The organism is Endozoicomonas ascidiicola (assembly GCF_001646945.1).
In the GTDB taxonomy this organism is placed as follows: Bacteria; Pseudomonadota; Gammaproteobacteria; order Pseudomonadales; family Endozoicomonadaceae; genus Endozoicomonas; species Endozoicomonas ascidiicola.
On sequence record NZ_LUTV01000002.1, the window covers coordinates 783,878 to 806,607 of the forward strand.

Consider the following 22,730-nt stretch of genomic DNA (forward strand, 5'->3'; position numbering starts at 1 on the left):
GCCTCAATCGGATGAGAGCATGGCTGAAGCTCGTCGCTGCCTGCAGGAACGCACGGCTAACGCACGATCGAATGATTTGGCAATACCTTACCGTGTTCGTATATATGGTGAGGCAAACTATCAGGCAAAGAGTTGGAAAGGACTGAATACACGTGTCATCTATAAAGCTGAAGTCAATCAGATGGGTGACAATCCTCGTTTTGTGGTGACATCCATAACAAACGCTTCAGCACAATGCATTTATGAACAGTTCTATTGTCCGAGGGGGCAGGATGAAAACTACATCAAACATCTGAAAAATGACCTGTMGTGYGATCGAACATCGGATATGAGTTTTCGGGCGAATGCGTTACGCATGTATTACGCATGCGCTGCCTATGTTTTGCATTATGAAATGAGAGCCATTGCRTTGAAGGGTACTGAGTTAGAGAAGGCACAGCCTTCAACAGTGATTGCCAAATTGTTCAAAATTGCTGTTAAGGTGGTGGAGTACAAAGATCGTGTGAAGTTACACCTGCCCAGCAGTAACCCAATGAAAGAGGTACTGCAGCGAATTACAGAAACGTTTACTGCCCTGCCGTTCCCCAAACCGGGGTAACAGACACAACACTTTGAATAAAAGGCACGAAATTGAATCAGCAAAACAAGCTGAGGGTTCGTCATGCCAAATACTCGGAAAATCGATTATTTTATAGCGGTAAAAAGGTGCAGTTAAGCATGACCGAAAGGCAGAAGAGTTTGTTGCTATGCTCTGCAAGGATTTGTTTGTTCAAAAAAACATCACTTCTTCTGGCTTAGCAGCATTTATGAAATATCCGGGCTTAATGGTTTGATGAATATGGAACCAAGAGAAGATGCTCGTTTGCCAAGAAGCTTGGGTAACCTTTATCAAGGTGCGATTAAGGCGCTTGTGGAAGCTCATCATAATCGCCCTGAAGATAATTTGGGTAAAATGCTAACGGGCCTCACAGCAGTGAGGAATATGTGTGGCAATGATATTGATAAGTAGTTAACCATTTGCTTTCGAATAAATCACTGACCGACCAGTAAGTATCACTGACATTGTGACTGCTTGAGTTAACAGTACATCTAGGCAAACACAATTAGCCATAACCTCTCTATAACTATTGCAGCACATGTCATCAGCTGAATTAATATTCAATCGGTCAGGATTATTCGATTACATTTGATCAACTACTTAAAAATAATACAAAACATCTTAAAACCTATGCGCTTATGTTGGTTTGTGAGGCAGATCTCCGTTTATCTATCGCTAAAACAGCAGAATTTCGCCAAGGTTCCTTAACCGGTGATGCTATTAGTAATATTGAAAACGATGCAATATACCGAAGTGAAGCCGAAGTGCTTCTGTCTCAGGCAGAAGCACAACTCAAGAGATGTCTAGAAATAGGCTTAGAGAAACCTTCGACGGTTTTCAGTATTTTGGCCAAATGTTTTGAATCTAAAGCGGCTATAGAGCAATCAAGGGCAAATGATTATCAGGATGTTATATCACTATGTAAAGAACGCGAAAGTCTGTTGAAGGCTTATCAGGATGAGTGCGGTGGAGAAAGCATGGTTACATCTGATAACGGCACAAGGTATCAGGATTTGCAGCGATCATTAGACGAAAGCCGATCTTTGGCATTCAAATATTGTGCTCTAAGGATAGAGTGTCATGATGCAGCAAATGCCTTGAACCCAGAAAGATGTGCGCGTGACAAAAGTGAGGAATGGCGAAGATCCGAAGGGATATGCTGTATGGAATCCCAGAGCAGTCAGATAGAGTATCCAGATAGATTGTCAGGAGCTGACAGATCGCATCTTAGGATGAGAGCAGAATACTCTCAGGCAACTGAATTTCTACCGACACCGGCAAATGGTCTGAAATCGGTAGATTAACCACGCCGAAACGATTCACACGAAGTGATGGGCTTATCAAAATGTGGTCCAGCGATCGTTTTGGTTGCCAGCTGGGGAATGTGTTTTGCCCCCAGTGAGCGGCTTGAAGCCTGGAGTTTTGCAGTGGTGAGTCATGGAGTAATTGATCTGCGTGAGTATTCATATCCCCCATCAGCACAATATGCTCATTGTTTTGCACCACTTCCTGAATATACGACAGCTGAATGTTTCTTGCCCGGCGGCTTAGAGCCAAGTGCATCATGACAACCGTCAGTGGGCTATCGGGATTACCAAAGCGGGTGACAATGGCTCCTCTACCGGGAATCAATCCGGGTAGTTTGTGATCTTCCAGTGACAAAGGTTGATAACGGCTTAACAGTCCGTTGCTGTGTTGAGCAAACTTGCCAAGGTTGCGGTTCAATTGGTGATACCAGAAAGGAAACAGTCCTTTAAGGGCAAGGTACTCTGTTTGATTCACAAAGCCACTTCGAAGGCTTCCTCCATCGACTTCCTGCAGGGAAACCAGATCATATTCGGGCAAGATCCCGGCAATACGATCCAGCGTAGCAATCCTGTTTGGATGGGGAAGAATGTGTTGCCAACTGCGGGTCAGATAATGGCGGAAGTGTTCCGTGTTAATACCGACCTGAATATTAAAGCTGAGAAGGTTTAAGGTGTTCTTGGTGAGCGGTTGAACGGTTTGACTGTGGTTATATTGGGCGCTTTCAGTGCGAAACTGATAACGCTTGCGATTTAAGCGCCTTCGCATCGCGCCTGTCAGCGTCCGAATCGGCATCATTCACTCCCATCTTAAAGAAACCGGAACGTTTATGGGCGTTCCGGCTTTTTCCTGAGTAGTTGGGTGCAGGACTTGCCGTATCAGGAACTCTTGCGATCCTGTTTGACTTTCCGAATCAGAAAATCGGCAATCACCGGCATGTTGCTTAGAGAACCGGCCAAACCGGGTTCAACCACGTAACGCCCATCAATGATAATCGCTGGGACACCACTGAGGTTGTAGCCTTTCAGCTTAGAAAATGCCTGTTGCAGCTGATTGTTAACACCGAAGGATTTGTACGCTTCGGTAAATGCACTCTCTTCGATACCGTATTCCCGGTTCAGGAACTCGGCCATGGCATCATCATCACCTAACAGGTTACGGCTGTTCTGGATCTCACTGAAAATACCGGCGTGCACTTTGTCTTCAATCCCCATACTGCGAACAGTATAGTAAAGACGTGCATGGGTTTGCCAAAGGTTGGGGGAAAAGAACCCCGGAGTGCGGATGAACTTTACGTCACCAGGCAGAGTTGGTTTCCATCGATCCAGCTGAGGCTCAAGGGCATAGCAGTGTGGACAGCCATACCAGAAGACGGAAACCACTTCGACCTGCTCTGCCGTTGCATCCGTTTGCACAGGCACGGGCAGTTCTCGATAATCTTTTCCGGCAGAGAATAAGAGAGGTGAATAGGGTTGAGTTGTCGCTTGTGAAGTACTTGCCTGCTTTTCTTCAGCATGGTCATGTGAAGTCTGTTGATCTTGCGCCTCATTAGGTTGAGTCACAGCAACGGTGGGTTTGCTGTTATTGTCGTTTAATAAGAATGTGGCGGCAGCGATTGAAACTACCAGAAAGGCGACGATTGCCGCAACTCCCTTCGTTTTCTTGGTCATCCTGTAGTCCTGCTTTATTTGTAATTTTGCAGAAACAATACAAAAGCGGACTTTGAAAGGGAATAGATTGAGGCGTTATTTACAGAAAAGGGAGGTTTGCAGAAGTGGCTGAGTTACCACTTCTGCAAAATGAGCAGACATTAACGAAGGCCGCTAATGTAATTGGAAACCGCTTCGATTTCTTTGTTGCTCATCTTCTCAGCGATGGTTCTCATGATTTTAGTCTCGCCATCGTTGGTGCGATCGCCTTCGCGAAGATCACGCAACTGCTTGGCGGTGTAATCGGGTTTCTGCCCAGCCAGCATTGGGTAACCGGCCAGATAGTTGCCTTGCCCTGTTGGCGAGTGACAAGCGGAACAGGCTGGAATGCCTTTTTTCGCATCACCACCACGGTACAGCGCTTCACCCAAAGAAGTGTACTTTGGATCAGAAACACCCTTAGGCGCTGGTTGGCTGGCATAAAATGCGGCGAGATCTTCGATATCTTGTTCTGTCAGCCCGCCAACAAACGGCACCATCTCCGGAACGGAGCGATCGCCTTCTTTAATTTCAGTAATTTGTTTGACCAGGTAGCGTTCTCCCTGGCCTGCCAGATTTGGCCAGTTTGGCGCAGGACTAACGCCCGCAGCACCATGGCAAGCGGAACAAGTGACTGATTTTGCTTTACCTGCAGCTGCATCTCCTTTGGCAAAGGCGATGCCTGTTACCCCCAAAGAAACGACCAGAGAGAGAATAATTTTTTTCATTACCCGACCCAGTTACGGCATTTGCCTGAAATGGCTGTTATTATTCATCAGACCTGACGCGGCTTTTTATTAAAGCAAGCTTAACAATGAAACGAATCTTCGCAGAACCCTCGACTGCAATTGGCTGTTTCTGCGTCAGGTGACATGACAGCATGTGCCTTGAACGACGATAGTATAAACTACTCAACCGGCAACCGGTACAGCCAGAACCAATTGCAGCCTTATTTTTGGCTACTTTCCGGAACCTATGAAACCCATGAGCGACACGAATCCTCCTATAGAATCAATAAACTATCGCAAGGCCACCTTTTTTAAGAGTGCGGCCAAGCTTAGTCAATGCCCGGAAAACGAAGGCCGGGAAGTGGCCTTTGCGGGCCGCTCCAATGCCGGTAAATCCAGCGCACTGAACGCACTGACGGGCTCCAACAAACTGGCTCGAACCAGTAAAACGCCGGGTCGAACGCAACTTCTCAATTTCTTTGAAGTTCAGGAAGGTGTCTTTCTGGTGGACTTACCCGGCTACGGCTTCGCCAAGGTGCCAGAGGCTATGAAGAAAGAGTGGCAGCATCACATGACCGATTACCTGGAGCGCCGTGAAGCGCTGGTGGGTTTGGTTCTGTTGATGGACATTCGTCACCCAATGAAAGAGTTTGACCAGATGATGCTGAACTGGAGTGTCAGCGCCAACCTGCCGCTGCACATTTTGCTCACTAAGTCCGACAAACTGAAATCCGGTGCAGCGAAGCAGGAGCTGAACAAGCTGCGCAACGATCTGTCACGTTTTCCACAGGTAAGCATTCAGCTCTTCTCTTCTTTGAAGAAAACTGGTGTGGATCAGTTATCCATGAAACTGGATGAATGGTTTTTAGCGCCAGAAGAAGATGTGTTTGGTGATATGGAAGGCGAAGAGCCTTTTGTTGATGCAGAAGAGTGATCTTCAACGTCTGACTTCTGTTTATTAGGGTCTGTTGACGTTTCGTTGCGTGTTCAGCGGATCAGGGCGCTCCTATAACTAGGCGCAGCATCGCAGGAATGCTTATTGCCTTTCAAGATGCTGGAACGACGGGATAGGGGCGCCCTGATCCGCCCTTTGGGTGACTCAGAAAAACGCCACCCGCTTTGTCAGGCTTGCTTGGCGTAGAATGACTACGCACGGCGCAAACCTTTCTCGCGCTTGGCGTTTTTCTGAGTCACTGAGTCTCGCAACGAAACGTCAACAGACCCTACAGAAGTCAGACTAATCCATGCTCTGCCATTGAGAGAATTTCGCCCTGCCCCACGATCATGTGATCCAGAACGTCAATATCCACAAGCTGCAGTGCCTCTTTTAACGTTTGTGTAATTCGGATATCAGCCTGGCTTGGTTCAGGGTCACCGGAAGGATGGTTGTGGCACAAAATCAGAGATGAAGCGTTAAGTGATAGTGCTTTCTTCACTACTTCCCGTGGATGCACGGTTGCTGAGTTCAAGGTCCCTTGAAACAGGGTTTCCAGCGCAATGATTCGATGCCGGGTATCCAGAAACAGGCACGCCATCACCTCACGCTCCAATCCTTGAAAATGGAGTTGTAAATACTCTCGAGTTGAATTCGGGCTGGTAATAACGTCAGACTTTTTCAGTTTCTGGTTAAGCACTCGACGGCACATTTCCAGTATGGCGCTGAGTTGAGTGGCTTTGGCAGGCCCAAGCCCTTTAATAGCAACCAGCTCTTGGTGCTCTGTGGTCAGCAACCCATTCAGCCCTTTGAATTGGCTAAGCAACTGTTCAGATAGGTCTAAAACGTTCAAACCCTGACAGCCTGTTCGCAGAAGTATGGCCAGCAGCTCTGTCTCTGTGAGTGCAGAAGCGCCAAGGCTCATCATTTTCTCTCGGGGTAGCAAAGCATTTCTCCAGCTATTAGGAGTTATATCCGTTTGGCGTTCACTGTTATGATGGTGGTTTAACGATTCAAACGTGAGCCAAAAACTAATAACCATTCAGACAAAGAAATGCTCACTTAATTCCCCAAGGAAATTGGCAACTTATGCAGCAGCTAAGCAACAAACGCATTGTTCTGGGTGTTACCGGGGGCATTGCCGCTTACAAAAGTGCTGAACTGGTCAGGCATCTGGGTAAGCTGGGTGCGGATGTTCGGGTGGTGATGACCAAGGCCGCCTGTGAGTTTATTACTCCATTAACCATGCAAGCGCTCTCTCACAATCCGGTACATCTCGATCTGCTGGACACTAAAGCCGAAGCCGGCATGGGGCACATAGAACTGGCGCGTTGGGCGGATGTTATTCTGGTGGCGCCGGCCACGGCTGATTTTATGGCTCGTCTGGCCGGAGGCCATGCGGATGATTTGCTAACCACATTATGCTTGGCAACCAGCGCACCGATTTGTTTGGCGCCGGCCATGAATCAAGGCATGTGGCGGGACAGCGTGACGCAGGAGAATCGCGACGAACTGCTGGAGCGGGGCGTCAAGCTGTTTGGCCCGGATGATGGTTTTCAGGCGTGCGGTGATGTTGGCCCTGGTCGAATGCTCGACCCTGAAATCATTGTTGAGAAAACCTCTGAGCTATTCACCCACGATATTCTTTCCGGTCTGCGAGTGATGGTTACGGCTGGCGGCACTCGGGAAGATATTGACCCAGTTCGCTACATCTCCAATCACAGCTCTGGAAAAATGGGCTTTGCCATTGCCGAAGCGGCTATTGAAGCGGGTGCGACGGTGACACTGGTCAGCGGTCCGGTGCATCTTGATACGCCAGAACGGGTTAAACGCATTGATGTCGTCAGTGCCCGGGATATGCATCAGGTGGTTCACGACCATCTGAACGAGGTGGATATTTTCATCGGCTGCGCGGCGGTGAGCGATTATCGTCCGGCCGAGGTTGCTAAAGAGAAAATCAAAAAAGACGCAGAGAACAGCGGAGAAATGCTGGAGCTCCGCTTGGTGCGTAACCCTGATATTATTGCTTCTGTGACCGGTACAGAGAAACCGCCTTTTGTGGTTGGCTTTGCCGCTGAAACGCACAATGTGCTGGGTTATGCCGCAGACAAAATGCGGCGCAAGAAGTTGAATCTGGTCGTGGCCAACGATGTAAGCGACAGCGAAATCGGCTTTGGCAGCCAAAGCAATGAAGTGACCGTGATCGGTGAAGAGCTGGAAGAACCGCTACCAAGGGCGTCCAAGAAAGTGGTTTCCCGAAAATTGCTGCAAATCGTCGCCCGGCGCTTCCGGAAATGGAGAGCGCAGAATGAAACCAATGAATCCATAGGGAGCTGACTCCATGAGAACAGTAAAAACCCGCATTCTTGATCCGCGCCTGGGCACTGAATTTCCGTTGCCGGCACACGCGACGGAAGGTTCCGCAGGGATTGATCTCCGCGCTTGCGTGGATGAGCCATTAACCCTTGAGCCGGGTCAAACCCAACTGTTACCAACGGGCATGGCGATTCATATTGAAGACCCTGCTCTAGCGGCCATGATTCTGCCTCGCTCCGGCCTTGGCCATAAACATGGTATTGTGCTCGGTAATCTGGTGGGTTTGATTGACTCCGATTATCAGGGGCAATTAATGGTTTCCTGCTGGAATCGAGGCAATACCACATTCACCATCCAGCCTGGTGAACGGATTGCCCAACTGATTCTGGTGCCTGTGGTTCAGGCAACGCTGGAAATTGTTGAGAGTTTTGAAGAGAGTGATCGTGGTGCTGGTGGGTTTGGGCACTCTGGCACGCACTGAGCATATTGTTGAAGCAGGCTGTTCATTCAGCCTGTTAGATCAGCCAGACAGAAAAATAGTAAGAAACTCCCTTAGGAGGAGTCATGGATACACCTTCATTGTCGTCTCAGGAAATCGCTACGGTTTTGACAGAAGCGTTGCCATATCTGCAGCGTTATGCTGGAAAAACCGTTGTCGTGAAATACGGCGGCAACGCCATGGAAAGTGATGAACTGAAAAACAGTTTTGCCCAGGGCGTTGTGCTATTGAAGGCGGTTGGTATCAACCCAGTGGTTGTCCACGGTGGCGGCCCGCAGATTGGTGAGATGCTGAAGCGACTGAATATCGAAAGCCGGTTTGTTCAGGGCATGAGGGTGACCGACACCAATACGATGGATGTCGTGCAAATGGTGCTGGGTGGCTTGGTTAATAAAGAAATCGTTACTTTGATCAATAACAACGGTGGTCGTGCAATAGGTATTACAGGTAAAGATGGTCGTTTTATTCGCGCGAAGCGATTAGTGGTCACAGAAAAAACACCAGAAATGACCGCGCGGGAGATTATTGATATCGGTCATGTGGGCGAAGTGGCATCCATCGACACCGATATTATCGATATGCTGCAGAATTCGGATTTTATTCCCGTTGTTGCCCCTATCGGCGTCGACGACAAAGGCGCATCATACAATATCAATGCTGATTTAGTGGCAGGCCGTCTGGCAGAGGAGCTGATGGCCGAAAAGCTACTGTTGTTAACCAACACAGCGGGCCTGCTGGATAAGGATGGCGAACTGTTAACTGGGTTAAGTTCACAGCAAGTAGAAGCATTAATTAGTGACGGCACTATTTATGGCGGTATGCTTCCCAAGATACAATGCGCACTTAATGCCGTTAAGGGTGGTGTAAAAACTGCTCATATCATAGACGGTCGGGTGCCCCATGCCGTTCTCCTGGAACTATTGACGGACCGTGGCGTGGGCACCTTGATAACCGGAGATAGTGTTTAGTACTTCATAATGGATATGTCTCAGAAAATTTCTCGCAAACAGCAGATTCTCGAAGCCCTGGCGCACATGCTGGAAACGGCTCCGGGCACCCGGATTACCACATCGGCACTGGCGAAAGAGGTGGGGGTCTCTGAAGCTGCGCTTTACCGGCATTTTCCCAGCAAGGCGAAAATGTTTGAAGGGTTGATCGAGTTTATCGAAGAAGCCCTGTTTTCCAGAATTACCCTGATTCTTGCGGAAGAACAGAGTGTTTCCGTCAAGTGCGAGAAGATGCTGCGGCTGCTTCTGGGCTTTTGTGAGAAAAATGCGGGCCTTACCCGGATTCTCACCGGCGATGCTCTGGCGGGAGAAACCGATCGCTTGCGGCAGCGAGTGATTCAGTTGTTTGATCGCCTGGAAACGCAGCTTAAGCAGACGTTGCGTGAAGCAGAAATGAAAGAAGGCGTCCGAACACGTATGACAGTCAGTGTAACAGCCAACCTGATGCTGGCTGCTGCAGAAGGCCGAATCGTTCAGTATGTACGTAGTGAATTTAAACGACTGCCGACCGAGAATTGGGCTGATCAGTGGGTAATGATTTCTGAAGCATCATTTCGATGAAAAGCGCAGGGCTTTTTACACAAAAGCCCTGACGTGTTTTTAAGAAGCTGTTCATGATCTTTTGCGAATAGCGAAAACGAGGAGAAAATGTTCCTGTTTTTCAGTTTTTTGAGGCGCATAGTGGCGCTACGCAACAAAGAAAACTGAAAAACAGGGGCGTTTTATCATCGTTTGCAGCTCGCAGAAAGATTGTGAACAGCTTCTAAGACCGGTTCAAGCTGACTTCTTTTCCATCCATCAGTATCTGTAGCTCGGACTCAGTGGTATTAATAATCTGAATGCGTCGTTCCTCAGCGACCCGCCTGCTAGTCTGCCCACCCAGTGAATCCTTATTCTCTTTCTTATCAATCATCAGGATGATTTGATTATTGGTCAGCTGCCAGGTACCAAAGTTTTTTTCGGTGGCATAGCTACCCAACTCTTGGTAGAAAGAATCAAAAGAACCGCTTGGGTCGAGATTCCAGTCAATAGCCACATCCTCGCGAATTCGCCACTGTCCTTCTACCTGATCACGGCTTACAGCAGGAATGGATTCGAGGCTGATGTTGCGATTCAACTTTTTGAAGCGGGCAGCAGAGGCGGTGTGCTGCTCTTTAAGGAGGGTTTGTTCCTCCTTCAGGCCTTTTGCTCTTTTTTCATAATCCAGACTCTGGGCGTTTAGATTATCGAGCTCTTCCTGTAAATAGTCAGGTGCTTTGTCTCCGGCTTTTTCTATCTGCCGTTGTTTAACCTGAATATTATTTTCGGTGATCACCTGAAGGTTGCCAAGCTCTTTCAGTTTCAGGTCAAGCTCACCGAGTTTTCTGTTCATAACGGCCAGAATCTCATCCGCAGAACCGTACAAAACCAGTAGCTCTTTATCCATCTCGTCTTGGCGAGCTTGTTTTTCCCGCTGCTTTTCGAGGTGATCCAGCTGGACCTTCTGTGCGGAGGTCATGCTTGGGGGGACTATTTCAGCAATCCGCCCGTTTTTGTCGAGAACTGTGTACCCTTGATTTACCAAGTCACTGGGCATGACGGAAGAGATTACCGTCACGCCTTCATGATTTCTGTATTTGTAAAGGTTTTGAGCCACTGCTGGAAAAGCAGTGACCATAGAAAATGAAGCTAAGAAGATAAGCGAAGGAAGTTTAGTGCTCATACACCGTAACGGTCTCGGTATGCTTTAATGTCCGGCGCATGGCGACGGATTTCTGGATGATTCTCACTATACTCCAGCAAGTCGGTGAGAGATACAACACTCAAAACCGGAATTTGGAAATCACGTTCAACTTCTTGAATCGCTGACAAATCACCCTGCCCCTTTTCTTGACGATCCATGGCCACAATAACAGCGGCAGGTTTCGCGTCGGTATTGTTGATAATGTCCATGACTTCGCGGATAGCGGTACCTGCGGTGATTACATCGTCCACAATAGCAACACGTCCCGCCAGTGGAGCCCCAACAATATTACCACCCTCACCATGATCTTTGGCTTCTTTGCGGTTAAAGCACCAAGGGGTATTGATGCCATGGTGCTCATAAAGCGCTACAGCGGTCGCTGTTGCCAGTGGAATGCCTTTGTAAGCAGGGCCAAACAGAAGATCAAACGCTAAGCCAGCATTAACAATGGCCTCAGCATAGAAGCGGCCAAGCTTGCTGATGGCCTCTCCAGAGTTAAACAGGCCGGCATTGAAGAAATATGGAGACTGACGGCCAGACTTCAGGGTGAACTCACCAAAGCGAAGAACTTCCTGTTCAATGGCGAAATCCAGAAATTCTTTTTGGTACTGTTGCATCGGTTTATCCTGTCCTGATGTTTATTTTCGAGTAAAGGACTTCATTTTATACCAATAAACCGGCTTTGCTTAGTGCAATATTGCGGTAATTGCCAAGTCTGAGCCCGTGAGTCCGTTGATCTGGCACGATGTGAGTCGCATTTATGCGGATAAACATAGTGGCGATAAGTCGTTATTATTCGTGCGATAGAATTCTAAAAAATTCTGTGCTTAACCGTACAAGAAGATTCCTGTTCTTGCCTTATAATAGGTATGGGCTCTTACTAACTTTGTCGTACAGTTAAGCAGAGTTAATTCCGGTTAAGTAGCCGTATTCCTGAAAAATAAGACGCTAAACGTCGTTCGCCTCAGCTTATATAAGTCTTTGGTTGTGTTTTTCAGATCAGATTTAGTGCTGTAGACGATCGTCGTTTATAGTGATCTGTTTTCCCGGCTACTGATTCGCCGAGAACAAGATTAATGTCAGCGCGAGATTGCGTGCAGACAAGGTGTAGTCGATGAGAGTTATCAGTTTAAATTGTGAAGGCATTAAGAGTGCACGGGAGAACGGTCTATTTGACTGGCTCGTGGAGCAGGACGCAGATCTGATCTGCCTTCAGGACACTAGAGAAGATGAGCAGGTGATCGAGGATCAGTATTTCCTTGATGGCTATTTTGTCTATGCATTCAGTGGTTACAATCGCCAGGATAAAGGCGGTGTTGCTATTTATACCCGTCAGGCGCCCAAAGCGATCATCAGTGGTCTGGGCTTTCCGGAGATGGATGAGACCGGCCGTTACCTGCAGGCAGATTTTGACAAGATCAGTATTGTCAGCTTGTTTGTGCCTGAAGCAACAGACGACGACAGCCTTAATTTCAAATATCGATTCCTTGATGGTTACTCCCATCACTTAAGCAAACAGCGTCGTAAGCGCCGTGAGTTTATTATGAGTGGCACCTGGAACATTGCGCACCGTAAAATTGATGTGACTAACTGGCGCGACGCACAGGAAATTTCTGGCTTCAATCAGGCTGAACGTGGCTGGATGGAAGGCTTGCTTGGTGACATGGGCTTCTTTGATGCGTATCGCGAAGTGGATCGTGAAGCGGGCAAATACAGCTGGTGGAAAGATAACGCTGCCCGTGATGAAAACAACGGCATGCGCGTTGATTATCAGATTATCACCCCGGGAATGCGCCACCGTGTGCTGAATGGCGGCATCTATAAAGGTCAGGCGTTTTCATCCCACGGACCAGTCATCATCGATTATGACTGGGAATTGGGCATGTAGTCTGCTTGCTCTTTCCGGAGAAGTGTACTGATCAAATTCATGCACTTCTCAACTCTTTCTCCCAAGTCCCCACCTTCTATCCTGAGCACTGAGCTTTCTGGAATCTGCAGTTCGCTCTGGCAGTGAGCAATCCACTGATCAATTTCCTTTTGAAAGCCGCTATCTGTGCTGCGTAGCCCGTCGTTTTCAATAGGCAGTACGTCAATTGGTAGATAAATGTAGGCATCAATTTTTTTGGCAATGGCTTGGGCTAATCGCAATGTATAAGGGCTGATCGGGCTGTCGCAGACATTAAGCCAGTACTGGTGAAAGGAGAGAATAGAGGGCAGACCCGTATCAATAATGCCATGGCCGCCATCAAGATTTTCACACCATTGAAGCATGGCGCCAAGGGCGGATGCTGTCATGGCAGTAGAAGCAAACTGACGGCTGTCAGAGCTCTCAAGAATCGCTTCTCGGGGTGACTGATAGCCCAGTTTCAGTGCGGTCTGACGGTAGTAGTCATCAAAGACTGACCACTCACTGCCCAGATTTTGCTTCAGTGCTGACGATAAGGTTGTTTTTCCGGTGCTCGACGCACCAATCAGCGAAATAATCACATAGCCTGCCTTTGATAAAAAGCCCCAAGAGCGAAGGGGCTTTTTAAAGATAGATTAACTAAGTGATCAGACAGCGATTGACCGGAAAAGTGTCAGAAAAAGTGTCACTCTTCCAGCGCTTTTTTCTGCAGAGTGATGATCTCTTCGATACCAGAGCGAGCCAGAGCCATCATGGCCAGCATCTCGTTCTGGCTAAAAGGTGCAGCTTCAGCAGTTCCCTGAATTTCGATAAAACCACCGGCATCGGTCATGACCACGTTCATGTCCGTTTCAGCACTGGAATCTTCTGGGTAATCCAAATCCAGCACCGGGCTGCCTTTATAAATACCAACGGACACGGCAGCAATCATATGGAGCAATGGGTCTGCTTTGACCATGTTCTTTTTCTGCATGTGTCGAATGGCATCTACCAGGGCAACACAGGCACCGGTAATAGAGGCTGTTCTGGTGCCGCCATCTGCCTGAATAACATCGCAGTCGATATTGATGGTGTTTTCGCCCAGCTTCTTCATATCCACAGCAGCACGGAGTGCGCGGCCGATCAAACGCTGGATTTCCTGTGTTCTACCGCCCTGCTTGCCACGGGAGGCTTCTCTGCCCATGCGCTCAGTGGTGGAGCGTGGCAGCATGCCGTATTCTGCTGTGACCCAGCCTTTACCAGAGCCTTTCAGGAAACGGGGAACACCGCGCTCTACAGAAGCGGTGCAGATCACTTTAGTATCACCAAACTCAACAAGGACAGAACCTTCGGCGTGTTTGGTATAATTGCGAGTGATTTTTACATCGCGAAGTTGATCGGCCGTTCTTCCACTTGGACGCATGGTGTCTACCTTAGGCATGTTCAGGAAATGAGAATTTTGCGGAATTATAACGGTTCTAACAGTTTTCGGGAAAACACTGTTTAATTTATCCGTAAACTTCTTAATAATTACCCGTTAATTTATCGACCGAGAAAAGAGTATTTCATGATATCCAGCATGACTGCATTCGCCCGGGTCCAGGTACAGGAAGCCTGGGGCAGCCTGGCATGGGAAATTCGATCGGTTAACCACCGCTATCTCGAACCGCATTTTCGCCTTCCGGATCAGGGACGTGAAACAGAGCCCCAACTTAGGGAAATACTGCGTAAACAGCTAAAGCGTGGCAAGGTGGAATGCACTCTGAAATATCAGCTAATGGATCAGGCTCAGGTATTGGAGTTGAATCGTCCCATACTGGAAAAGCTCTCTCAGGCGATTCAAGAGGTTGAATCCCGGTTTGCTTCGGTTGCGGCAGTGAACCCTTTGGAGGTGCTGCAATGGCCTGGTGTGCAGGCGGTTGAAGAGTTGGAACTGAAGGAAATCAATGCGGCCGCAGTCAACAGTTTTAAAGAAGCCATTAAACAGTTGATACAAATGCGCCAGCGTGAGGGAAACGAACTGAAAGCCTTCATTGAAACCCGATTGGATAACATGGGGGAAGAAGTGAAGCAGCTGCGAGTGCTGTTGCCGAGCATTCTCAAGAACCAGCGGGAAAAGATTCTAGACCGGTTATCAGAAGCGAAACAGGAGCTGAATCCTGAGCGCCTGGAACAGGAAATGGTGATACTGGCGCAGAAAATGGATGTTGATGAGGAGTTGGATCGTCTGGAAGCACACTTTTCAGAAGTTCGGCGTACACTGAATACTTCAGGCCAAGGGGCTGTTGGTCGCAGATTGGATTTCCTCATGCAAGAGCTAAACCGAGAGGCCAATACCCTGTCGTCCAAATCGATTCACTCCGGGCTGACCCAGAGTGCAGTGAACCTGAAAGTTTATATCGAGCAGATGCGGGAACAGGTACAAAACATAGAATAATCACCATTAAAACAGAGTTTTAGTGGTCGATTTAGAAGAAAGGTGGGCGCTATTTTTGGACAGCGCCTCAGCCTGCTTTATTCTATAAGTTATAGATTTCACAGAGCCTGGCTCTGGAGCTTCATATATGAACATTGGTACGCTTTACATCATTGCAGCCCCTTCCGGTGCCGGTAAAACCAGCCTGGTTAAGGCCATGGTTGAATCCACGCCCCATGTGCGGGTATCGGTTTCTCACACGACTCGTGAGATACGCCCTGGTGAGCAGGATGGTGTGAATTATCACTTTATCTCTTTGGACAGTTTTAAGGAGATGATGGATAAGAGCATGTTTCTGGAACACGCTGAAGTATTTGGAAATTACTACGGCACGTCAGAGCATTGGGTGCGAGAGCAGCTGAAAAAGGGTGAAGACGTTATTCTGGAAATTGATTGGCAGGGCGCACAGCAGGTTCGTAGACTGATGCCGGATGCGGTTTCCATCTTTATCTTACCACCTTCTCTGGAAGCCCTTCGTGAACGGTTGATTGGGCGCGCTACCGACGATCTTTCCATCATTGAACGACGAATGTCTCAGGCGGTCAGTGAAATGTCTCACTATGGTGAGTTCGACTACCTGGTAATTAATGACGAGTTTGATCTTGCTTTGCGGGACCTGCAAACCATCATTCGAAGTCAGCGGCTATCGAGCAATTGGATGCAGCACTACAAAGAAGACCTTATTAAGGGACTCATAAACTAAAATAGCGTTAGGTGACTATAAGAAAGCTACCTTTAAATCAAACAAACACTACAGGGACGTGGCGTTATGGCTGGTATTAAATCACTTGGTGGCATCCTTTCACCGCTTGCTGAAAATAAGCATAAGTATTCAAAGAAGACAAAAGCTACGAAGCATAATCACCGTAAAGTCGAGCGCGCACACTGCAAAAATCAAGTAATAAAAAATAATGCTGAGCCCTCTAAGCCTAAAGAAAAAGCTTTAAAGTCAAGAAAGGCAGGGGTTTTAGATCGTCTATTCGTTACTTTTATGAAGCCTGACAGGAAGAGTAGTCAGCTTGATCTAGATAAAGTGCCAAAGTCGATTTCTAGTGTAGCTAAAAGAGGGGAGAAGGCGAAGACTGCAGAAGAGGCGAGAGGTGCTATAAAGGATTATTTCGAGCTACTGAAACAGTCATACTCTAAGGAGGCTCCCCCTTCGCCAGAAGTAAGAGAGCAGTTATATGGCGATGTTGTAAAGCTTTCTGCAAAGGTCATGAGTTTTTCGCTTGCCGTTGATCATTATGATGATAAAGAAGAAAAGCTTGGTTTAACCGCAGAGCTTCTACAACAAATGCAGACAGCCTTGGACGCTTCTTCTGCCGATTTTGTAAATAGTCAGGTCACAGCAGTTCTGTCACTCGGAATGATGACTCAAGATGATAAAGATTTTCTTTTTGCTTCCTGTTTGAATACCCAGATTATTTCTGTAGATAAATATACCGATGGTATTAAGAGTTTAGATGAAAGAGTTTATGATCTTAAGATGCGATTACGTAGCGCAAAAGAAGAAGATTCGACTCTTCAGGGCAAAATAAACAATGCAGAACAAGAGCGGGCCGATTTAGAGAGAGCGTCTGATCAGTTGGTATCCCAAGAAAAAGAGGGGATGCATGGACAAAAAGACTTTTTTAAAAGTTGTTATGAAATTATTCTGGATCAGGTTAGGTCTGAAATCAGGACTGGGTTGAAAAAGCAGTTAAAAAAGAAAAATGCTGATGCAGGAACAGAGTTAGTTAAAAATATAATGGAAAAAATTAACCTAACCCTTAATGGTAAATCTGAATCCATAGCTAAAAATACAGCTAATCTAAAAAAAGGGGTTCAAGCAGGAAAAGTTTATCAGGAAAAAAGAGAAGGAATTAAATCAATACTGGATGATGAGGTCTCAAGGCTTCTGGGAGAAGGCAAAAAAGGAACTTCTGATTTAAAGTCTATACCTGCGTATAAAAATGATTCACCAATGCCAGCTTATAAAATTGATGATAAAACAAGTGGTATTGATCTACCTTCGGTGAAGTTACATATTGATGATGATTTTCTTCCTATGAATAAACAGGCTGAAGAATGGGTTAAAACCTTATTAGAGAAACTTCCTGACTCTACGCGTATGAGCGTTGATGTGGAAGATTTGACTAGACGCCTCACTGAAAAAGCGCTTGAAATGGATATAGTGAATGGTTTGATATTGCCTGAGGGGTCAAAGTCCCCTTTTGATAGAAACAGTGTGTCACGTAAAGTGATACGCAAAAAGAAAGGCCCTGAAGCCATTAAGCCATCGACATCCGTAACAGAAGCATTAAAAGAAGCTGTTGTTAAACAGGAGCAGAAAATAAAAGCTCTTGCTGCTAATAAGCAAATATCTGCTGATATTAAGCAGAAAAATGTAGTTCAGGAACTGACCCTCTTTTTTGAGGGCATTATAGAACAACACAGAATTGATGCTAGAAAAGGGTTTGCCGGGCGTTCATCAACCAGGTTGTAATCACGCTCGCTCGTTGGCTTCTTGCTATGCCAGCGAGCGAGATAGTGCAGGTTCCTTATTTTATAGATCCTTAGTAGCCTCTTTTAGCCATTCCAAATCATGGCCTTTGAGCTCAGGTGAAAGCTCTTCTCTAACCATTTCGTGGTACCCATTCAGCCACTTAATTTCTGCATTAGTCATCAAGTCTTTCAGCAGAGGTCGAGTATCAAAGAGAGCAAGCGTCATAGGAATGAGTTTATAGAACTTGCCAAAGTCATTTTCCATATCCTCGGCGACGAGCATAATGTTCTCAAGCCTTACGCCATGTTTGTTATCACGATAAATGCCCGGTTCATTGGTAATCACCATTCCGGGCTCTAGGGCAACGTCTATAAACTTGGGGCTGACACTCATGGGGCCTTCATGCACGTTCAGGAAGAAACCAACACCATGACCAGTACCATGGTTGTAGTCCATGCCCTCTGCCCACATGGGTTGGCGGGTAATGGCATCCAGTTGCATGCCAATAGTACCGGCTTTGAATTTTGCAGATGCCATGGCGATATGGCTTTTCATCACCAGGGTGTAATCGCGCTTCTCTTCTTCAGTTAGCTCGCCACAGGCAAAAGTACGGGTAATATCGGTGGTGCCATCGGGATATTGGCCGCCGGAGTCAATCAGCAACAAGCCTTTCTCTTTAACGTTGTAGGCGCTGTCTTTATCCGCCCGGTAATGGATGATTGCCCCGTGTCCAGCGTAACCAACGATCGCTGGAAAGCTGACACCTTTGAATTCAGGCGCTTCAGCCCTGAACTGCACCAGTTGCTCATCAATGTTGACTTCATCCAGCTTGCCGGTAGGGATATTGGTTTCCAGCCAGTGCATAAAGCGCACCATGGCAACGCCGTCACGACGATGGCAATCCTTCATCCTCTCGATTTCAGTGCTGTTCTTAATGGCTTTCAGATTTGTGGTGGGTAAGCGGTCTTCGATTTTTTTAACGCTTTCCGGGATCACAGAAGCCAGCTTATAGCTTGTTGAAGCCGGATTAATCAGCAGAGTCGTGGTTTCCGGTAGTGCTGGTAGGTGTTTGAAGATATCGTCATAAGCTTCCAGAGAAATCTTGCTGTCACTCAGTGACTGCATAGCTTCTGAAGTAATACGACTGCGATCAGTGAACAGTGTTACGGCATCCTGAGAAACCATGGCATAGGCCAGAAACACAGGGTTGCACTCGATATCAGAACCACGAAGGTTAAACAGCCAGGCGATATCATCCAACGTGGTGATCAGCAGGTCAGATACCTTTTTGCTGGTCATAACTTCACGGACGTCGGTCAGTTTGTCTGAAATCGACTTTCCGGCATAAAAAAGATCGTGGTTAATAACCGGCTCTGCTGGCAATGAAGGGCGATTATTCCAGATCTGATCCAGCAGATCTTGATCACCTTTTAGGCTAATGGATTTTTCTGCGAGCTTATTTTCAAGTGTTCTCACTGTATTAAGATTCAGCACGGCACCATCAAAACCAACAACGCCTTTCTCTTTCACTTCGCAGGTCAGCCATTCTGCCATTGTCGGCACATCAGGCTGACCATCTTTCATCAGCTCAATACCCGTTCCCATTAGTTTTTCTTCTGCTTGAAGGAAATAGCGGCCATCCGTCCAAAGGGCAGCTTTGTCCTTAGTAACGACCACCGTACCCGCTGACCCCGTGAAGCCGGAAAGCCATGCACGCCCTTCCCAATGACTGGCGACGTATTCACTATTATGAGCATCTGAAGAGGGGACAATCCATGCATCGATGCCCTGTTGCGCCATCATGCTGCGGAGATCGTTGAGCCTTTTGGGCTGCTCTGAGCGGCTGGTTGTATTGGCCATGTGGTTCCGGACTCTGGAATGAAACGGTGGGTTTATCGTTTTAATGAACTTTGAATACTATAATCCGCAACAATGATGGAGCAAACACTAACCGCGCTAAAGCTTGTCTGGCTATGGGTCGTAAAGTAAACTAAACGGTCCGGCAAACCGGCATCAAATCTGTATTGATTGCCAGCACCTTATACCCAAAGATTGCAAAGATGGAGTAAACCACCGTGGCACGAGTAACTGTAGAAGATTGTCTGGATAACGTAGACAACCGTTTTGAACTGGTCATGGTCGCTTCCAAGCGTGCCCGTCAGTTGACCATCGGCGGTAAAGACCCAAAAGTTGCCTGGGAAAATGACAAGCCTACTGTGGTTGCCCTGCGTGAAATTGCTGAAGGTTTGGTAACCCCCCTGAATGTTGATGAACGCGCTATTGATGACGAAGAAGCTGCTATGTTCCTGGCAGGTGTGCAAGCAGGTTGATTCTGCTTTCTAGTGCATACATGTAGTAGAAGGTGTTGTGAAGGTGCAATGGATGAACTGCGCATAAGGAGCGGACTTTGCTGACCATCGATGAGTTTGCCGGCCGCTTGAAGTCCTATCTGAATCCCGAGCAGGTCAACCTGGTTCGTCGTGCCTACTACTATGCTGAGCAGGCACACGACGGACAAACTCGCCGCAGTGGCGACCCCTACATTATTCATCCCCTCGAAGTTGCGTCCATTCTTGCGGATATGCACATGGATCATCACAGCCTGATGGCGGCGATGCTCCATGATGTCATCGAAGATACCGGTATCGAAAAGCAAGACCTTGCCAGCCAGTTTGGTGATGTGGTTGCTGATATGGTGGACGGTGTCAGCAAGCTGACCAACATGCAGTTCGAGAACAAAACCCTGGCTCAGGCAGAAAACTTCCAGAAAATGGCGTTAGCCATGGCTCGGGATATCCGGGTAATTCTGGTGAAGCTGGCGGATCGTCTGCACAATATGCGAACCCTTGGTGTACTTCGTCCGGACAAACGACGAAGGATAGCCAAAGAAACCCTCGATATTTACGTCCCCATTGCCAATCGCCTTGGCATGCACACCTTACGAACTGAATTAGAAGATCTTGGCTTTTTTGCCATGTATCCCATGCGCTCACGGCTCATTCGTCAGGCGGTAAAAAATGCCCGGGGCAATCGTAAGGATCTGGTCGGACAAGTTCAGCAGGCCATAGCTGCACGCCTGGAAGATGAAGGGCTAAAAGGCCGGGTGGTTGGCCGTGAAAAGCATCTTTACAGCATTTATCGCAAGATGCGCAGCCAGAGCAAATCCTTCGATGAAATCATGGATATGTTTGCATTCCGTGTCATCGTCGACAGTGTGGATAGTTGCTATCGTGCGCTGGGTATTGTCCATAACTTCTACAAGCCTATTCCCGGTCGTTTTAAAGATTACATCGCTATCCCCAAAGCCAACGGTTATCAATCTCTGCACACCACGTTGTTTGGTATGCACGGTGTGCCCATAGAAATCCAGATTCGCACACAGGAAATGGAAGATATGGCCAACAATGGTATTGCTGCCCACTGGTTATATAAGTCTGGTGAAGAAGCGCTCTCCGGCAGCCATGCCAGAACCCGACAATGGCTAAAAGGCGTTCTTGAACTGCAAAAGAACGCTGGTGACTCGCTGGAATTTATCGAGAACGTCAAAATCGATCTCTTTCCGGATGAAGTTTATGTCTTCACGCCCAAAGGGCATATTTTTGAGCTGCCGAAAGGTGCGACAGCTGTCGATTATGCATACGCGGTGCATACTGATGTTGGTAATACTTGCGTCGCGTGCCGTATAAATAAACGGCTTGCGTCGCTAAGTCAGCCTTTGCAAAGTGGCCAAACTGTTGAAGTGGTCACTGCTCCAGGTGCCAGACCAAACGCAGCATGGCTGAACTTTGTTATTACCGGCAAAGCTCGCTCCAACATTCGACACTTTCTGAAACACCAGCGCAGAAATGAGTCCATTGCCCTTGGTCGCCGTTTACTGAATAAAGCACTCCTGAGCTTTGACAGTAATTTGGAAAAAATCGGCGAGGAATCTATTAAAAATCAGCTCGTTAAATCCAAGTTAAACGATTTGGATGAGCTTCTGGAAGATATTGGCCTTGGTAACCGAATGGCCTATATCGTTGCCAAAATTCTGGTTGAGCCGGGCAGTCTGCCTGAGAGCAAGAGCCAGCTGGATATTTCCAAGCGGGAAGCGCCGCTGTCCATTCGTGGCTCTGAAGGTATGGTGATCAGCTTCGGTAAGTGCTGCTATCCAATCCCGGGCGATCCTGTGGTTGGGCATGTCAGTTCTGGCCGAGGCATCGTGATTCACACGGATTCTTGCCCGAATGTTGCAGAAATTCGCCATCATCCTGAAAAGGTGCTTGAGGTTGAGTGGGATAAAGAGGTTTCCGGTGAATTTACGGTGGAACTGAGTGTCGAACTTCAGCATCACCGTGGCATGATTGCTTCTCTGGCCACCGCCATTACAGCAGTTGAAGGTAATATCGATAAAATCAGCATGGTTGAGCAGGATTCCCAGTGCAGTGTCGTGCAACTGGTACTGAACGTCCGCGATCGTCTACATCTGGCCCGGATCATTAAGCGTATACGAATTATTAAAGGTGTGAACTCCATCGTAAGAAGGCGTCGTGAGTCGTGAGACTTGCCTACCTTCTCTTACCGGAAGGCTTGAAAAATCATGACTGTCCACTAGTATCGTTGGTTTCCTGTTAGCACTTTTGGTTATTTAATTTCAGTAAGGATAAATAATGAGTAACAGGCAGACAATAAATACAGATAAAGCCCCTAAGGCGATTGGTACCTATTCTCAGGCGGTTAAAGCCGGTACTACAGTTTATATCTCGGGTCAGATTCCCTTGGTTGCCGATACCATGGAGCTTCTGGCTGGTAGCTTTAAAGATAAAACACGCCTTTGTTTTGAAAACTTGCGGGCGATCGCTGAAGCCGCAGGCGGTAATCTGGATGATGCCGCTAAAGTCACCATTTTTCTCACCGACATGGCGAACTTTGCCGAAGTGAATGAAGTAATGGCTGAGTTCTTTAAGCAACCCTACCCTGCTCGCGCAGCAGTCGGTGTGAAAGAACTGCCAAAAGGTGTGCCGGTAGAAATTGAAGCGATACTTGAATTGAAGTGATTGTACATAGGCTTCACTTTCGACATTTCATCGGAAGTGAGGCCTGTTAA

23 protein-coding genes are annotated in these 22,730 nt (G+C 47.5%); 14 read left to right on the top strand and 9 right to left on the bottom strand.

What is annotated here, in order from left to right; all coding sequences use genetic code 11:
- The coding region (locus AKL11_RS07250) for a transposase (RefSeq protein ID WP_216636767.1) at positions 1 to 598 on the top strand (598 nt) is incomplete at its 5' end.
- A 240-nt stretch (positions 599 to 838) separates the two neighbouring features.
- Complete coding sequence (locus tag AKL11_RS25055; RefSeq protein ID WP_157673453.1) at positions 839 to 1,009, top strand: hypothetical protein; 171 nt, start codon at positions 839 to 841, stop codon at positions 1,007 to 1,009.
- 816 nt (positions 1,010 to 1,825) lie between these two features.
- Here AKL11_RS25055 and AKL11_RS07255 read toward each other — a convergent pair.
- The 3 genes from AKL11_RS07255 to AKL11_RS07265 form a co-directional block, all read right to left on the bottom strand.
- Entirely contained in the window at positions 1,826 to 2,701 is an 876-nt protein-coding gene (locus tag AKL11_RS07255) for an endonuclease/exonuclease/phosphatase family protein (protein WP_366556848.1), read from the bottom strand.
- Between the two features lie 80 nt (positions 2,702 to 2,781).
- Positions 2,782 to 3,573: a thiol:disulfide interchange protein DsbA/DsbL gene (locus tag AKL11_RS07260; protein ID WP_095210240.1), complete on the bottom strand. Its 792-nt coding sequence runs from the start codon at positions 3,571 to 3,573 to the stop codon at positions 2,782 to 2,784.
- A gap of 140 nt (positions 3,574 to 3,713) precedes the next feature.
- Positions 3,714 to 4,319, bottom strand: a complete 606-nt coding sequence (locus AKL11_RS07265; RefSeq protein ID WP_067515910.1) for a c-type cytochrome — start codon at positions 4,317 to 4,319, stop codon at positions 3,714 to 3,716.
- Between the two features lie 256 nt (positions 4,320 to 4,575).
- Here AKL11_RS07265 and yihA point away from each other — a divergent pair, with 256 nt between their 5' ends.
- Complete coding sequence (yihA, locus tag AKL11_RS07270) at positions 4,576 to 5,253, top strand: ribosome biogenesis GTP-binding protein YihA/YsxC (RefSeq protein WP_067516036.1); 678 nt, start codon at positions 4,576 to 4,578, stop codon at positions 5,251 to 5,253.
- Between the two features lie 298 nt (positions 5,254 to 5,551).
- Here yihA and radC read toward each other — a convergent pair whose 3' ends face one another.
- On the bottom strand, positions 5,552 to 6,226 hold the full coding sequence (gene radC / locus AKL11_RS07275; RefSeq protein WP_342669726.1) for a RadC family protein: 675 nt from the start codon (positions 6,224 to 6,226) through the stop codon (positions 5,552 to 5,554).
- A 116-nt stretch (positions 6,227 to 6,342) separates the two neighbouring features.
- Between radC and coaBC the strand changes: the two genes are divergently transcribed.
- The 4 genes from coaBC (at position 6,343) to slmA (ending at position 9,636) form a co-directional block, all read left to right on the top strand.
- Positions 6,343 to 7,590, top strand: a complete 1,248-nt coding sequence (gene coaBC / locus AKL11_RS07280) for a bifunctional phosphopantothenoylcysteine decarboxylase/phosphopantothenate--cysteine ligase CoaBC (protein ID WP_067515912.1) — start codon at positions 6,343 to 6,345, stop codon at positions 7,588 to 7,590.
- Positions 7,591 to 7,594: 4 nt separating this feature from the next.
- Positions 7,595 to 8,050 (top strand): dUTP diphosphatase, encoded by a 456-nt coding sequence (gene dut, locus AKL11_RS07285; protein WP_067515913.1) that lies wholly within the window; start codon positions 7,595 to 7,597, stop codon positions 8,048 to 8,050.
- An 83-nt stretch (positions 8,051 to 8,133) separates the two neighbouring features.
- Positions 8,134 to 9,036, top strand: a complete 903-nt coding sequence (gene argB, locus AKL11_RS07290) for an acetylglutamate kinase (protein WP_067515914.1) — start codon at positions 8,134 to 8,136, stop codon at positions 9,034 to 9,036.
- Between the two features lie 9 nt (positions 9,037 to 9,045).
- Positions 9,046 to 9,636 carry a nucleoid occlusion factor SlmA gene (gene slmA / locus AKL11_RS07295; RefSeq protein WP_095210242.1) on the top strand — a complete coding sequence of 197 codons (591 nt, stop codon included), beginning with the start codon at positions 9,046 to 9,048 and terminating at the stop codon, positions 9,634 to 9,636.
- Positions 9,637 to 9,838: 202 nt separating this feature from the next.
- Here slmA and AKL11_RS07300 read toward each other — a convergent pair whose 3' ends face one another.
- Together AKL11_RS07300 and pyrE are read right to left on the bottom strand one after the other, a co-directional pair.
- Positions 9,839 to 10,777, bottom strand: a complete 939-nt coding sequence (locus tag AKL11_RS07300) for a hypothetical protein (protein ID WP_067515915.1) — start codon at positions 10,775 to 10,777, stop codon at positions 9,839 to 9,841.
- Positions 10,774 to 11,415, bottom strand: a complete 642-nt coding sequence (pyrE, locus tag AKL11_RS07305; RefSeq protein WP_067515916.1) for an orotate phosphoribosyltransferase — start codon at positions 11,413 to 11,415, stop codon at positions 10,774 to 10,776. The genes AKL11_RS07300 and pyrE overlap by 4 nt, the downstream gene beginning before the upstream one ends.
- Before the next feature lie 497 nt (positions 11,416 to 11,912).
- Between pyrE and AKL11_RS07310 the strand changes: the two genes are divergently transcribed.
- Positions 11,913 to 12,686 (top strand): exodeoxyribonuclease III, encoded by a 774-nt coding sequence (locus AKL11_RS07310; protein ID WP_067515917.1) that lies wholly within the window; start codon positions 11,913 to 11,915, stop codon positions 12,684 to 12,686.
- Here the strand turns inward: AKL11_RS07310 and AKL11_RS07315 are convergent.
- Both AKL11_RS07315 and rph read right to left on the bottom strand, forming a co-directional pair.
- A complete protein-coding gene (locus AKL11_RS07315) occupies positions 12,662 to 13,285 on the bottom strand; it encodes an ATP/GTP-binding protein (RefSeq protein WP_067515918.1) in 624 nt (207 codons plus the stop codon). The two genes, AKL11_RS07310 and AKL11_RS07315, sit on opposite strands and share 25 nt — an antisense overlap.
- 104 nt (positions 13,286 to 13,389) lie before the next feature.
- A complete protein-coding gene (gene rph, locus AKL11_RS07320) occupies positions 13,390 to 14,106 on the bottom strand; it encodes a ribonuclease PH (protein ID WP_067515919.1) in 717 nt (238 codons plus the stop codon).
- Between the two features lie 144 nt (positions 14,107 to 14,250).
- Between rph and AKL11_RS07325 the strand changes: the two genes are divergently transcribed.
- From AKL11_RS07325 to AKL11_RS07335, 3 genes are all read left to right on the top strand, one after another.
- Positions 14,251 to 15,120 carry a YicC/YloC family endoribonuclease gene (locus AKL11_RS07325; protein WP_067515920.1) on the top strand — a complete coding sequence of 290 codons (870 nt, stop codon included), beginning with the start codon at positions 14,251 to 14,253 and terminating at the stop codon, positions 15,118 to 15,120.
- A 127-nt stretch (positions 15,121 to 15,247) separates the two neighbouring features.
- A complete protein-coding gene (gene gmk / locus AKL11_RS07330; RefSeq protein WP_067515921.1) occupies positions 15,248 to 15,862 on the top strand; it encodes a guanylate kinase in 615 nt (204 codons plus the stop codon).
- Between the two features lie 66 nt (positions 15,863 to 15,928).
- On the top strand, positions 15,929 to 17,644 hold the full coding sequence (locus tag AKL11_RS07335) for a hypothetical protein (RefSeq protein ID WP_067515922.1): 1,716 nt from the start codon (positions 15,929 to 15,931) through the stop codon (positions 17,642 to 17,644).
- Positions 17,645 to 17,704: 60 nt separating this feature from the next.
- Here AKL11_RS07335 and AKL11_RS07340 read toward each other — a convergent pair whose 3' ends face one another.
- The gene (locus AKL11_RS07340; protein WP_067515923.1) at positions 17,705 to 19,504 is read right to left on the bottom strand and encodes an aminopeptidase P family protein; all 1,800 of its coding nucleotides are present in this window, start codon (positions 19,502 to 19,504) and stop codon (positions 17,705 to 17,707) included.
- Positions 19,505 to 19,719: 215 nt separating this feature from the next.
- On the opposite strand from AKL11_RS07340, the gene rpoZ reads away from it, so the two are divergent.
- The 3 genes from rpoZ (at position 19,720) to AKL11_RS07355 (ending at position 22,680) form a co-directional block, all read left to right on the top strand.
- The gene (gene rpoZ, locus AKL11_RS07345) at positions 19,720 to 19,974 is read left to right on the top strand and encodes a DNA-directed RNA polymerase subunit omega (RefSeq protein ID WP_067515924.1); all 255 of its coding nucleotides are present in this window, start codon (positions 19,720 to 19,722) and stop codon (positions 19,972 to 19,974) included.
- A gap of 77 nt (positions 19,975 to 20,051) precedes the next feature.
- On the top strand, positions 20,052 to 22,184 hold the full coding sequence (spoT, locus tag AKL11_RS07350) for a bifunctional GTP diphosphokinase/guanosine-3',5'-bis pyrophosphate 3'-pyrophosphohydrolase (protein WP_067515925.1): 2,133 nt from the start codon (positions 20,052 to 20,054) through the stop codon (positions 22,182 to 22,184).
- A 109-nt stretch (positions 22,185 to 22,293) separates the two neighbouring features.
- On the top strand, positions 22,294 to 22,680 hold the full coding sequence (locus tag AKL11_RS07355) for a RidA family protein (RefSeq protein WP_067515926.1): 387 nt from the start codon (positions 22,294 to 22,296) through the stop codon (positions 22,678 to 22,680).
- Positions 22,681 to 22,730 lie beyond the last annotated feature (50 nt).